This window comes from Gordonia polyisoprenivorans, from assembly GCF_017654315.1.
Taxonomy (GTDB): Bacteria; Actinomycetota; Actinomycetes; order Mycobacteriales; family Mycobacteriaceae; genus Gordonia; species Gordonia polyisoprenivorans_A.
The window spans coordinates 5,228,750-5,242,138 of sequence record NZ_CP072203.1; the positions used below are offsets into that span (position 1 = coordinate 5,228,750).

Consider the following 13,389-nt stretch of genomic DNA (forward strand, 5'->3'; position numbering starts at 1 on the left):
GGTCACCGACCCGAGAGCCAGGTGTCGTGGAATTGCAGGCGCGCCGAGGCGTCGAAGGACACCTGGTGTGCGGTGCTCGCGGTACCGATGGCCTGCGAGAGTTCGATGGTCGGCAGGAACAGTCCGTGCTCGATGATCTGGGTCTGGGCGGTGGCCAGATCCGCGTTGCGAGCGGCGGTGTCGGTGGTGCTCTGCTGCTGCGCCAGTGCCGTATCCAGCGCGGGAATCGGACCGCGCCGGTTCAGGTTTCGGGTGGTCAACCCGAACTGGGTGCGCAGGATATCCCCGTCGGCACGGGTCACGTTGTAGTAGATCGCGTCGTAGTCACCGGCGTTCTGTCGGACGGTGGCCTCGGCCGCGGGCACGACGTCGAGCGCCATGTCGACGCCGACGTTCTTCAGCTGCTGCTGGACGAGTTCGAGGATCGCCTGGTTGCCGGCGAACACCGGACTGTAGAGCATCGAGAACGCCAGGCGCCGGCCGTCTTTGACGCGAATGCCGTCCGGGCCGGGCCGCCAGCCGGCGGCGTCGAGCAGCTGCCTGGACTTGGCGGCGTCGAAGGTCAGCGCCGCGGTCTCGGCATGGAACCCCGGGGTGTTGGCGGCCAGCACCCCGGTCGCCGGGTGGAAGTCCTTGTCGAGCACGGTGTCGACGAGTTCGGTGCGGTTGATCGCCGGGAGCAGCGCGGTGCGCACCTGTTCATCGGCGAGCACTCCACGGGAGACGTTGGGCTGCAGGCCGAACGGCACACCGGGGTTCACCGCGGTGAGTACCTTGCCACCGGCCGAGGAGATCTGTGCCTTGTCGTTGGGGAGGGCATCGCTGATGACGTCGAGCTGACCGGAGCCCAGCGACCCGGTGCGCACACCCGATTCGGGGACGACGGTGAAGTCGATCCCGTCGAGGTAGGCATCGCCGGTGTGGGTGAACACCGCCGAGCCCCACTGATATCCCGTGCGTTTGCGCAGGGCGGCCGAACGGCCTTGTTGCCATGCGGAATAGACGAACGGCCCGGAGCCGATGTTGGTGCCCTGGCACCGCTGTTCGGGTGTGGCGGCGACGGTCGCGTCGGCCTGGATGCCGAGCTGCGGGGTCGAGGTCGCCTGCAGGAACTGTGCGTTCGGCGCGGAGAACTCGACCCGTGCGGTCAACGGGTCGACGACGGTGGTGCCGGTGTAGCCGCTGAGATAGGTTGCGGCCAAGGGCGCCTTGGCGCCGCCGAGGGTGGTGACGATGGCGTCGAAGTTCTTCTTGACCGAGTCGGCGGTCAGCGGGGTGCCGTTGCTGAAGGTGACGTCGGGCTTGAGATGGAAGGTGAAGGTCTTGGCGTCGGGGCTGACCTCCCAGCTCTGCGCCAGCCACGGTTTCAGGTCGCCGCTCCCGGGTACCTGGTCGGTCAGTGAGTCGACGATCTGACGGGTCACGTAGATCGTCTGGTTGGTGGCGCTCTGGGCGGGGTCGGAGCAGGTGGGCGCGTCGGAGAGGCCGTAGCGCAGCGTGCCGCCGGAGACCGGCGGGCCGGCGTCCTCGGACTGCGAGGAGCCCCCGCCGCATGCGGCGAGACCGAAGACAGCCAGCGCGGCAACGGTTGCCGTCGCGGTACGGGCGACGGTGGTGGTGATGCCACGCATCAGATGAGGCCCCATTTCTTGGCGAGGAGTTCGTGCGAGCGCAGCCGGTCACCGTGATCGTGGGTGACCGAGGTGATGACGAGTTCGTCTGCGTCGGTGAGTTTTCCGAGTGCGGCGAGACGCTCGACGACCGTGTCGGGGCTGCCCACGAACTGGGTCTCGAGGCGGTCGGCGACCAGTGCGCGCTGCTCGTCGGCCAGTGGTGGCGCGGTGGCCGGATCCGGATACTCGACGGCGCCGTGGCCGCTGCGGATGCTGTACACCCAGTGCCCGTAAGTGGAGGCGAGATGGCGTGCGGTGTCGTCGTCGTCGGCGACCACCACGTCGGCCGAGACCACCACGTACGGTTCGGCGAGCACCGCCGACGGCCGGAAGGCGGCGCGGTAGGCCTGCACCGCTTCGAGCGTGGTCCCGGGGCTCACGTGGTAGTTGGCGACGAACGGAAGTCCGCGCGCGCCGGCCACCTGGGCGCTCTGGCCCTTGCTGCTGCCGAAGATCCAGAGCTCGACGTCGGCGCCCTCACCGGGCACCGCATGCAGTTCGAAACCGGACGGGCTGCGATAGGTGCCCTCGAGCAGTGCGGCGATGTCGGCGACCTGCTCGGCGAAGTCCGGGGTCTGCGCACCGGGTTGGGTGAGTACCTCGAAGCTGCGTGCCAGGCGCGAATTCGCCAGCAGCGCCGACACATCGAATGGTTCGGGGAGCACCACACCGTCGACGACGCGACTCGGGCCGGGAATGCTCGGCAGGGGCGGCGCAGGTGTCGAAGCCTTCGGTGTCGCCGTGACCGCTTCCGCGCGCCGTTGACCGGAGCGTCCGAGACCCAGGTCGATGCGGCCGGGGTGGAAGGCGTCGAGCAGTCCGAAGGACTCGACGACCGAGACCGCGGTCGTCTGGCCGACCTGCACCGCCGCCGACCCGACCCGGATGGTGGTGGTGGCACCGGCGATGTGACCGATCAGGACGGCCGGGTTGGAGCCGGCCACCGCGACGAAGTGATGTTCGGCGACCCAGTAGCGGCGATAGCCCCACTGCTCGGCGTGCTGCGCGAGATCGATTGTATTTGCCAGTGCGGCAGCAGGATTGGAGCCCTCACTGATCGGTGCGAGGTCGAGCACCGACAACGGGGCATGGTCATGAAATGGCACGAGCCGACTCCCATCGATCCCGGCGTTAGCACCCTCCTCTGGGGGGTTGCTGCGACGTCGACGAGCCGGGTCTCTCGGTCGCTCCAGATGGTCGATTCACGGTAGGTCGGCGGCGCGGCGCACGGCAAGAAAGTCAGGAGTCACCCGGGTGCGTCGACGGCGTTCGGGCGTGTATGCGGCACATACTTTCGGTCACCATGGGATTAACCCGGACGCCCGCACGGCGTCGAGGACGAGCCGCGTCGTCGGAACGCCCATGTCGGTCTTGTCCGATACCGGCGATTTAGCCTAACCTAACGAGATGCGTGTTCGTGGAGTCCTCGCCGGCCTGTTGACCCTGATGTTCGTCGCCCTTGTCGGATGTTCGTCCCCCGACGATCCGGCCGGATCCACGGGTGGGACCGTGACCGTTGAGCACCAGTACGGATCGACGACGATTCCGAGCGATCCGACCAAGGTCGTGACATTCGGCGGCGCGTGGTCGGATTCGCTGATCCGCCTCGGGGTCCCGATCACGGCGGAGTTCCTCGCGCAGGGGTATTCGGGCCCGAACAATCGCTTCGCCTGGACGCCGGAGCACTCGTCGACGATCGTCACCTACGACGTGGAGGCCGGTCCCCCTGACGTCGCCGCGATCGCTCGGTTCGCCCCGCAGGTCATCCTCGCCGGATACCTGCCCGACCGTGCGGCCTACGACCGCCTGACGCAGATCGCCCCCACGATTCCGGTGATGGCCAAGAACACCGTCACCGACAGTTGGCAGGACGTGATGACGACGGCCGGCCGGATCTTCGGCAAGCAGCAGCAGGCCGATGAGGCCGTCGCCGAGGTCGAGCAGCAGATCGCGACCACCAAGGCGAAATACCCGGCGAGCCAGGGCAAGACGTTCACCTTCGGACAGTTGACCCCGCAGAATCAGTTCGGTGTGGTGACCAGCGACACCGACCCCTCCGCGAAACTGCTCGCCGAACTCGGCCTGGTTCTCGACCCGGCGGTCAAGGGGCTCGCGCCCGGCGGCGCACGCACGGTCGTGTCTGCCGAACGTATCGACATCTTCGCTTCGGACCTGCTGATCTTCTGGCCGCTGGTCGGCGGGCCCGAGGCCTTCGATGCGATACCCGGCTGGGATTCGCTGCCCGCGGTGCGCCGCGGCACGACGGTGTTCCTCACCAACGACACCGCGGCGGCGTTCAGCGCGCCCACGATCTACTCGGTGCCGTGGGCGGTCGACAAGCTGACGCCGGCGTTGGCGAAACTGTAGACGCGCCGCCTCAGGCGGCGCCGCGTTCCTCGATCTCCTCGAGCCGGTCGATCACGGTGCGCGCGAACACCTGCTGTTCGGTGACCGCGAGCTGGTTGCGGCTGCGCGAGGTGAACGCGAAGAGCCAATCGATCAGCGTGGTGAAGCGGTTGCGGAATCCGACGAGGTAGATCAGGTGCAGGAACAGCCATCCGAGCCAGGCGAGGTAACCGGAGAACTCGATGTGCCGTGACGTGCCGGGGATCGGCACGCTGGCGACGGCCGAGTACCGCGAGACCGTCGCCATCGATCCCTTGTCCCAGTAGGAGAACGGCTTTCGGGCGCGCAGGCTGCCGTTGAGCCGAGCGGTGATGGTGTCGGCGGCGTACCGCGCGGACTGATTGGCCGCCGGAGCCTGGCCCGGCACCCCGTCGAGTGCCATCATGTCGCCGACGATGAACACCTCGGCGTGGCCGGGCAGACTGAGATCGGGCTGCACCCGGACCCGGCCGGCGCGGTCGGTCTCGGCTCCGCTCCGCTCGGCGAGATGGCGGCCCAGTGGGCTGGCCGCGACACCCGCCGACCACACCTTGCACTGGCTCTCGATGCGTCGGGTGGTGCCGTCGGGGTCTTTGACCACCAGCCCATCGTAGTCCATGTCGACCACCATCGATCCCAGTTGGACGTCGACTCCCAGTGAGCGCAAACGCTTTTCGGCCCGCCCCCCGAGCTTGCGCCCGAACGGCGGAAGCACCGACGGCGCGGCGTCGAGCAGGATGACCCGCGCCTGCGTCGGATCGATGGAGTCGAACGCGCCGCGTAGCGTCTTGGCCGCCATCTCCGCGATCTGCCCGGCCATCTCCACCCCGGTGGCACCGGCGCCGACCACCACGAAGGTCAGCAGGCGGGCGCGCTCGTCGGGATCGGTGGACAACTCGGCCTGTTCGAAGGCGCCGAGGATACGTCCGCGGAGTTCGAGGGCGTCGTCGATGGTTTTGAGACCGGGCGCGAATTCCGCGAAATGGTCGTTGCCGAAATAGGATTGGCCGGCACCCGCGGCGACGATCAGACTGTCGTAACCGGTGATGAGTTCGCGGTCGAGGAGGCGTGAGGTGACCCTGCGCTGCTGGAGGTCGATGCTCTCCACGTCGCCGAGGACGACCCGCGCGTTGCGCTGATTGCGCAGGATGACCCGGATCGGCGGGGCGATCTGGCCCTGCGAGATGAGGCCGGTGGCCACCTGGTACAGCAGCGGCTGGAACAGGTGGTGGGTGGTGCGGGCGATGACGGTGACGTCGACATCGGCGTGGGCGAGTCGCCGGGCCGCGGCGAGCCCGCCGAAGCCCGAGCCGATGATCACCACGCGGTGGCGGCCGGTCTCCGCGGAGGATGCGGCAGCGGTGGAGTGGGCGGCATCGGTGGGTTGTGAGTGGGCCATGGCACGTTCCTTTGTCGGGGATCGACACCCAGGCGGACGATGTCTCCGAACGTGCTCCTTGCCGGTCGATTCCGGCTGCGCCAGTCGCACTGCCGAGGTTAGCGCACGGCGACGCCCGGCGCGAGGACTTTGTCGAACTCGGGCTCAGGTGAGGGCGCGCATGGCGCGGTCGGCGACCGCCGGTGAGAGGTAGTCGAGGACGGGCAGCACCGCTCGCAGGGCCGCGGGCGCGACCTCCTCGGGCTGGTGGGTGATCGCGCGGACGATCCAGTTCGCCGCCTCGGTCACATCCAGCGCATGGAGGTCGTCGTATTCCGCTGTGGGAGCGATCATCTCGGTCCGCACCAGGGGGTAGTAGACGTTGGTGGCGCAGACGCCCGGGTGGGGGCGTTCGGCGTTGAGGCTGCGTCCGAAGATCCCGAGGGCGTTCTTGGACGCGGCGTAGGCGGAAAAGCGTGGGAACGTCCCCGCCATCAGGCCCCAGGTGCAGATGTTCACGATCTGACCGGATCCGCGTTCGACCATGCCGGGCAGCAGGCCCAGCGAGAGTTGGACGGCGGCAAAGTAGTTCAGTGACATCGTGCGCTGATAGTCGTGCAGCCGCTCGGTGGAGTCGAGGATCGACCGCCGGATCGAGCGGCCCGCGTTGTTCACCAGGACGTCGATCCGCGCATCACCGAGTTCGTCGAGAAGCGCCGCCACGCCGGCCTCGTCGGACAGGTCGGCGACGATGTGGTCGCACCCGGTCTCCGACGCCAGCAACCGCAGTTCGTCGGAGCGTCGGGCGACGGCGACGAGATGGGCGCCGCGCGCGGTGAGCGCACGGACCGCCTCCCGCCCGATCCCCGCCGAGGCGCCGGTCACCAGCACGGTCAGGCCGGAGACGTCGCGACCGGGTCCGGACACCACGTTCTCCACCGCACCCGGCAGCAGCGACCGCCGCTGCGCCAGGTCGAACAGCGCCGCGGCGACATCCACCACGCGCGCCTACCCCGCGAGCGCCGAGCGCAGCTTGGCGTCGGTGTGCTTGATCGCCTGGGCCGCGAACGGATCCATGATCGCGCCCAGCGCCTTTCCGGCCAGGCCGCCGGGCAGGATGTACTCGAATTCGGCGTCGACCGTGGTGCCGCCGTCCGCGAGGTCGGCGAAGCGCCAGGTGGTGTTGGCCTGGAAGCCCTCGATGGCCTTGAGCACGATGAGTTCGTTCTCGACCCACTCGATGGTCTCGATGGTGGACTTCAGGGTCTTCGGGCCCGCTTTGATCGCGACGTCGAAGACCGATCCCTTACCGCTGGTCTGATCTGTCCGGGGGGTGAACTTGTGAATCCCGAACATGTACTCGGGAACGTTCTCGTAGTCGTTGATGTAGGCGAACACGCGATCGCGTGCCACCTCGATCGTGGACGAATGACGCACCACACTCATCGTTGTTGAACCTCCCCTGTCGACGTGAGCCGCGACCCGCCGACGGCGGCAGGTCGTGCAGCCCACAGTAGGCGGTCGGCGCGCAGGCCCGGCACACAGCCCACCGGCCCAGCGTGGCGCGGCAGACGGGTGTGGACGCGACGTCATAATCGAGGGCATGCGTTCGAGAGGGAAGATCATCGACGCGACGCTCGGCCTGATCGCCGCAGAAGGTTTTGCCGGGGCCAGTATCGCGGCCGTCGCCGCGTCGGCGGGCGTGTCGAGGCAGACGGTGTACTCGATCTTCGGTTCCCGGGAGGATCTCGTCTCCCAGGCGCTCAGTGAACTCGCGATCACCGCGATGGGTGCCATTCACGCGCGGCTCGAGGGCATCACCGATCTGACCGACTATCTCGTCGAATTCATCGTCGCGGGCCGTTCGATGGCCGCGGCCGATCCGGCTCTGTCGATGCTCATGACCTCGCAGGAAAGCCATCCGTTCTTCGACTCCGGCGCGATGTCGAGGACCCGCGAGGTCGCCGCGCAGATCCTGCAGCCGATCATCGTCGCGGCCCCGCAGTACGCACCGCATGTCGATGACATCGTCGACATGACGGCCCTGCTGAGTCTGTCGCTGGTCGTCGTCGACGACGCCGACCGCACCGATGCCGAATTGCGCACGTTCCTCGACCGCTGGCTGCGGCCCGCCCTCGAGGCCATGCCCGCCGCGGCGGCGTCGGCGCCCTCAGATGAGTGAGCCGACGTCGGCGGCGACGATGCGGTCCAGTGCGCGTTCGGCGACTGCGGCGATGGTCATCGACGGGTTGCACGCGGCGCACGTGCCGGGCATCAGCGCACCGTCGACGACGTAGAGCCCGCGCTGGCCGTGTACCCGACCTTCCAGGTCGCATACGGTGCCCATGGATGCGCCGCCGAGGGGATGCCAGGTCGACGGGAACACCGCGGTGGTGTCGATCAGGGTGGAGTCCGGCCCGGCGATGCGGTTCACCGCCGGGGTGATGTGGCGGGTTTGGAGCACCGAGTCCCCTTCGTGCGGCCACTGCAGGACCGCTTGGTCGGTGGCGCCGTCATAGGTGAAGTGCCCGCGCCCGGCGCTGACGCCGTAGGCGACCATCATCGTGGAGTGGGCGTCGACCGGGATCGGCGGGATGGACGCCTGGATCACGGTGAACGCGTGCTGCGGGTCGGACCAGTTGAGGCTGCCGTAGACGACCGGGCCTCCTTGTGCCGCACCGAAATCGGCGGTCGGGGCGTTCCATATGTAGATCCGGTCGGCGTTGGTACCCCAGCCGGTGCCGAGCGCGTCGGGGAGGTCGGTGATCGCCCCGATCGCCTGGGCGCGCACCAGCATTCGGGTGGTGTTCATCGAGCCGGCGGCGAGGAACAACGCCGGGGTGGACATGATCACGGTCTCGAGAACCCGGCCGGTCTCATCGGTCCGGTTCGCCGTCACGCGCCAGCGGCCGGTCGGTTCGCGGTGAATCTCGGTGACGTCGTGCAGGATTCGGGCGTCGAGGAGTCCGGTTTGTTCCGCCTGCGCCAGGTAGGTGACGTCGACGCTGTGTTTGCCGCCGTTGTTGACGCCGATCGCACCGTCGCCGTTGGTGTAGGAGGGGCGCATCTTCCCGGCGACCTCGGCCAATGCATAGTTCCAGTCGATCGGCATCGGGATCTTCTGCAGCGGCAGTCCGGCGCGCCGCACATGGGCGGCGAACTCGCGGACGACACGGTAATTGGGGGTGCGTATCAGCGCGTCGGGGGCCACCTGCGCACCGAGCATGCGTGCGACCCGCGGGTAGTAGGTGCCGTTCATCGACGGCCAGTCGAGGCCAGCGGGGAAGTGTGCGCTGAACACCTCTTCCGACGGTTGCAGGGTCATACCCTGATAGACCAGTGAGCCCCCGCCCCAGCCGGCGGCGACCATGGGTGTCATGTTCTGTCCGGCAATCGATTCGAACAGTCCCACATAGGGTTCCACCGACAGCGGACGGCCGAAGACCTGTGGTGTCGACTGGTGCCAGAGGATGCGCTTGTCGGGATGGGTCGCGCTCGGGAACGTCGTCGAGTTCGGTCCGGTCGGCCAGCGTCGTCCGCGTTCGAGGACGACCACCGGCACCCCGGCGCGGGTCAGCCGTAAGGCCGTGACTCCCCCACCGAATCCGGAGCCGATCACCACGACGCGGTGTTCCTCGCGAGTGGTCGGGACGCCTCGGGCCGGCGTCGCGAAGCCGCGGCCGACCCCTGCGGTGGAGGCGATCACCCCGGTGACCCCGGCACCGACGGCACCGGTGAGCACCTGACGGCGAGAGAATGTGCGCATGAAACCCCTGTCGGACAACAACGTCGAGTGTTGCGAGAAAACTAGACAGTAATTCCAGATTGTGTCAAGAACTTGTGTGTAAGCGGTGGTCAGCCGCCGACGACGAGCGAGATCTTGCGCAGCAACGCCGCGAGCGTCGCCCGTTCCCGCTCGGTCAATGCCGCCAGTGCGTCCTCGTCGTCACGCAGCCGGCGTGGCAACTCGGCGTCGACGAGCCTGCGGCCGGCGTCGGTGGGGCACAGCAGCACCACCCGACCGTCCCGCTCGGACTTCCTGCGCTCCAAGAGTCCACGCCGAGAAAGACTTTCGCTGATCTTGGTGATCGACGCGCCGCTGAGTGTCGTCGTCGAGACGACCTCGCTGGCACGCAGCGGCCGCCGGGCGCGCACCAGCGCACCGAGGACGTCGAACTCCGATCGACCGATCCCGTGCTCCTCGAGATTGCGGTCGAGTTGGGCGTTGGAGATCGCGGCGATGCGCTGAACCCGACCGAGTACGCCGATGGGCGCGACGTCGACGTCGGGAAAGGCCTGTGCCCACTCGTCGATGATCCGGTCGACCAGGTCGCGCGGACCCGCATCCCGGGCGGCGTCTGCGGCATCGGTCACGCGGCTCATCGTAGCCCCGCCCACATATTTCACTAGTAAAATAGTGATAAAGTAGTTCCATGTCCACGGCTTCCCCCTACCTCGACCTGCCCGCTCGTCCCTCTCGCCGGGCCGCACTGCGCCATGCGGTCAGCGTTCGGGCGTGGCGGGACGCGTTGTCGGTGGACACCAGCCGGATCGGCTACGCCGCTCCACTACGGGTGGGCATGGCCGTCGGAGTGGTCCTGGTGATCGGCGGACTGACCGGCCATCGGGACATCGCCGGCCTCGCCGCCCTCGGCACCTTGATCTCAGCGTTCTGCCGGCCCGATCCCTATCCGGTGCGCGCCGGCCGGCTGGGCGTGCTTGCCGTTGCGATCACCACGGCCGTCGGCATCGGCGCCGCGCTCGGCGCATTCTCCGCGCCGTTGGTGGTCGAGATCGGCGTCATCTCGGCCCTCGCCGGAGCCGCCGCCTATCTGGTGTCGGCACTGCACATCGTCGGCCCGGGAGGCATCATCTTCGTCTTCGCGGCGACCGGCGCGGCCGGCTTCGCGGGCGACCTCACCGATGTCGGCCGGGCTGTCGCGGCCACCGCCCTGGGCTCGGTGATCGGCATGTTCGCCGCGTCGGCACCCTGGCTGATCGCGATGTCGACTCGTCGGGGCCGCGCCGGGATCACCGAATCGGCCACACGGGAATCGCTGTGGACGCAGCTGTGCGGAGGTCACTCCTCGCACACCCGACGCCATCTGCTGATCTCGGCAGCACGCATCACGGTGGCCGCCGCGGCGGCAGCGGGCGTCGCCGCGGCAGCCGGGCTCGCGCACCCGATGTGGGCCGCGATGGGCGCAATGGCCGCCATGCAGGGCGTGAGCTATCACCACACGGTCAGTCGCGGGGTGGCCCGGCTACTCGGCAACATCGGCGGCGCGGCGATCGCCGCGGTGTTGCTCGCGCTGCCCCTCGGCTATTGGGGCGCGGTGGCGGCGATCGTGGTCCTGCAGACCTGCGCGGAGGTCTTCTCCACCGTCAACTATGCGATCTGTTCACTGGCGGTGACGCCGATGGCATTGCTGCTCACCGGCCTCGGCGCAGGCCTGTCACCGGAGATGGCGGTGGATCGAGTACTCGACACCGGCATCGGCATCGTCGTGGGAATCGTGGTCGCCGCGCTCGCCATCACCTCGCGTGACCTGCACACAACAGGAAACTGAACCGAGTTTTCACGTACGTCACATTGGCGCAACGATGCGGGTACCTGTCACTCATAGCTTCGTATCGCTCGTACAACGCCCCGGCCCGACCACGACACCCAGTCGACGATCCGGGGCACGAACCCAGGAGTACCCCATGAGTGGCAGCATGTCGCGCCGTCAGGCCATCGAGGCCGTGACCACCTACGAGATGGAGACCGATGGCTTCCCCGAGCCGTTGGCCGACACCTTCGGCCGCAACGTCTTCACCCTGTCGGTGATGAAATCGCGTCTCCCCAAGCACGTGTTCAAGGCCGTCTCGGCCACCATCGACAAGGGCGCGCCGCTGGACCCAACTCTCGCCGACTACGTCGCCTCGGCGATGAAGGACTGGGCGATCGAGAAGGGCGCCTCGCACTACGCCCACGTCTTCTACCCGCTCACCGGGTTCACCGCCGAGAAGCACGACTCGTTCCTCGAGCCCGACGGTTCCGACGGTTCGCTCGCCGAATTCCAGGGCAAGACGCTGCTGCAGGGCGAGCCGGATGCGTCGTCGTTCCCCAATGGCGGTCTGCGCGGCACCTTCGAGGCCCGCGGCTACACCGGGTGGGATGTCACCAGCCCCGCCTACATTCTCGAGAACCCCAACGGCAACACGCTGTGCATTCCCACGATCTTCATCTCGTGGACCGGTGAGGCCCTCGACAAGAAGACCCCGCTCCTGCGCAGCCAGCAGGCCATGAGCAAGCAGGCCATGCGACTGCTGAAGTTGTTCGGCCACAAGGACGTCGACACCGTCGTCTCGTATGCCGGAGCCGAGCAGGAGTACTTCCTGATCGACCGTCACTTCTACTTCGCCCGCCCCGATCTGATGACCGCCAACCGCACCCTGTTCGGCGCCAAGCCGTCCAAGGGCCAGGAGTTCGACGACCACTACTTCGGATCCATCCCGGATCGGGTGCTGGCGTTCATGATCGAGCTCGACCGCGAGTTGTTCAAGCAGGGCATCCCGGCCAAGACGCGGCACAACGAGGTTGCGCCCGGCCAGTTCGAGCTGGCGCCGGTGTTCGAGAAGTCCAACCTCGCCCATGACCACCAGCAACTGATGATGACCACGATGAAGAAGGTCGCCGAACGCTACGGCATGGTGTGCCTGATCCACGAAAAGCCCTTCGCCGGCGTCAACGGCTCGGGCAAGCACGTCAACTTCTCGCTGGGCAACAACAATCAGGGCAACCTGCTCAATCCGGGTGACACCCCGCATGAGAACGAGCAGTTCCTGGTGTTCTGCGCGGCCATCATCCGCGGTGTGCACAAGTACGGCGGCCTGCTGCGTTCGTCGGTCGCCTCGGCGTCCAACGACCACCGGCTCGGCGCCAACGAGGCACCGCCCGCGATCATCTCGATCTTCCTCGGCGAGCAGCTCGCCGACGTCTTCGACCAGATCGCCAAGGGCGGCGCCAAGGAGAGCAAGCAGACCGGCGTCCTCGAACTCGGCGTCGACACCCTGCCCCCGCTCAAGGCGGACGCGGGCGATCGCAACCGCACCAGCCCGTTCGCCTTCACCGGCAACCGTTTCGAGTTCCGTGCGCCCGGCTCCAACCAGTCGATCGCCGACCCGATGGTCGCCATCAACGCGATGCTCGCCGACTCACTGGACTACGTGTGCACCTTCCTGGAGACAGAGACCGCAGCGGGTACGAAGTTCGATGCGGCAGTGCAGAAGTTGCTCGAGGCGATCGTCACCGATCACGGCAAGGTCGTGTTCAACGGTGACGGTTACTCCGATGCCTGGCAGGAGGAGGCGGCCGCTCGCGGACTGCTGAACCTGCGGACCACCGTCGACGCGATGGCCCAGCTCGACGAGCCGGAGATCAAGGAGTTGATGTCCAAGTACGGCATCCTGTCCGAGCGGGAACTCAAGGCCCGCAAGGAGGTCGTGCTCGAGCAGTACGCGCTTGCGCTGCTGGTCGAGGCCAAGGAAACACTGGAGATCGCCAAGACGATGATCCTGCCGGCCGCGACCCGCTACATGGGCGAGTTGGCGTCCACCGCGGCGAGCCTGAAGGCCGCGGGCATCGACATGGAAACCCCAGCGTTGTTGACGATGACCACCTCGGTCAAGGCGCTCAACAAGAAGATGGACGCCCTCGAGGAGGCCATCGCCGGATTCCACGGCGACACCGTCGAAGCGGAATCGGAATACGCGCTCACCTCGCTGATCCCGCCGATGGCCGAGGTCCGGATCGCGTCGGACAAGCTCGAGACCATCGTCGCCGACGATCTGTGGCCGCTGCCCACCTACAACGAGATGCTCACGATCCTGTGATCGGCTCGTACTGAGCCACCTCGTATCGATCCACTCTGCAGCCCTCACGTGCCCGCCGGGATTCGTTCTCGGCGG

General features: G+C 67.6%; 11 protein-coding genes and 2 riboswitches. Of the genes, 4 read left to right on the forward strand and 7 right to left on the reverse strand.

Annotated elements, in window-relative coordinates; translation table 11 throughout:
* Positions 1–2: 2 nt before the first annotated feature.
* Together J6U32_RS23420 and J6U32_RS23425 are read right to left on the reverse strand one after the other, a co-directional pair.
* Positions 3–1,631, reverse strand: a complete 1,629-nt coding sequence (locus tag J6U32_RS23420) for an ABC transporter substrate-binding protein (RefSeq protein ID WP_208792362.1) — start codon at positions 1,629–1,631, stop codon at positions 3–5.
* Entirely contained in the window at positions 1,631–2,779 is a 1,149-nt protein-coding gene (locus tag J6U32_RS23425; RefSeq protein ID WP_208792363.1) for an LLM class flavin-dependent oxidoreductase, read from the reverse strand. Before J6U32_RS23425 ends, J6U32_RS23420 begins: the two co-directional genes overlap by 1 nt.
* 7 nt (positions 2,780–2,786) lie before the next feature.
* A riboswitch (SAM riboswitch) is annotated at positions 2,787–2,873 on the reverse strand.
* A gap of 207 nt (positions 2,874–3,080) precedes the next feature.
* Between J6U32_RS23425 and J6U32_RS23430 the strand changes: the two genes are divergently transcribed.
* Positions 3,081–4,040, forward strand: a complete 960-nt coding sequence (locus J6U32_RS23430; protein ID WP_208792364.1) for an ABC transporter substrate-binding protein — start codon at positions 3,081–3,083, stop codon at positions 4,038–4,040.
* 10 nt (positions 4,041–4,050) lie between these two features.
* Here the strand turns inward: J6U32_RS23430 and J6U32_RS23435 are convergent, their stop codons facing one another.
* From J6U32_RS23435 to J6U32_RS23445, 3 genes are all read right to left on the reverse strand, one after another.
* Positions 4,051–5,457, reverse strand: coding sequence for an NAD(P)/FAD-dependent oxidoreductase (locus J6U32_RS23435; protein ID WP_208792365.1), 1,407 nt, complete (start codon positions 5,455–5,457; stop codon positions 4,051–4,053).
* A 19-nt stretch (positions 5,458–5,476) separates the two neighbouring features.
* Positions 5,477–5,555: riboswitch (ZMP/ZTP riboswitch) on the reverse strand.
* Positions 5,556–5,601: 46 nt separating this feature from the next.
* The gene (locus J6U32_RS23440) at positions 5,602–6,438 is read right to left on the reverse strand and encodes an SDR family NAD(P)-dependent oxidoreductase (RefSeq protein WP_208792366.1); all 837 of its coding nucleotides are present in this window, start codon (positions 6,436–6,438) and stop codon (positions 5,602–5,604) included.
* A 6-nt stretch (positions 6,439–6,444) separates the two neighbouring features.
* A complete protein-coding gene (locus J6U32_RS23445) occupies positions 6,445–6,882 on the reverse strand; it encodes an SRPBCC family protein (protein ID WP_208792367.1) in 438 nt (145 codons plus the stop codon).
* Positions 6,883–7,039: 157 nt separating this feature from the next.
* Between J6U32_RS23445 and J6U32_RS23450 the strand changes: the two genes are divergently transcribed.
* Complete coding sequence (locus J6U32_RS23450) at positions 7,040–7,618, forward strand: TetR family transcriptional regulator (protein ID WP_208792368.1); 579 nt, start codon at positions 7,040–7,042, stop codon at positions 7,616–7,618.
* Here J6U32_RS23450 and J6U32_RS23455 read toward each other — a convergent pair.
* Both J6U32_RS23455 and J6U32_RS23460 read right to left on the reverse strand, forming a co-directional pair.
* Complete coding sequence (locus tag J6U32_RS23455) at positions 7,607–9,202, reverse strand: GMC oxidoreductase (RefSeq protein ID WP_208792369.1); 1,596 nt, start codon at positions 9,200–9,202, stop codon at positions 7,607–7,609. The genes J6U32_RS23450 and J6U32_RS23455 overlap by 12 nt on opposite strands.
* Positions 9,203–9,291: 89 nt before the next feature.
* The gene (locus tag J6U32_RS23460) at positions 9,292–9,819 is read right to left on the reverse strand and encodes a MarR family winged helix-turn-helix transcriptional regulator (protein WP_208792370.1); all 528 of its coding nucleotides are present in this window, start codon (positions 9,817–9,819) and stop codon (positions 9,292–9,294) included.
* 50 nt (positions 9,820–9,869) lie between these two features.
* On the opposite strand from J6U32_RS23460, the gene J6U32_RS23465 reads away from it, so the two are divergent.
* Positions 9,870–11,006: an FUSC family protein gene (locus J6U32_RS23465; RefSeq protein ID WP_208792371.1), complete on the forward strand. Its 1,137-nt coding sequence runs from the start codon at positions 9,870–9,872 to the stop codon at positions 11,004–11,006.
* Between the two features lie 136 nt (positions 11,007–11,142).
* The gene (locus tag J6U32_RS23470; protein WP_208792372.1) at positions 11,143–13,314 is read left to right on the forward strand and encodes a glutamine synthetase III; all 2,172 of its coding nucleotides are present in this window, start codon (positions 11,143–11,145) and stop codon (positions 13,312–13,314) included.
* Positions 13,315–13,389: the final 75 nt, after the last annotated feature.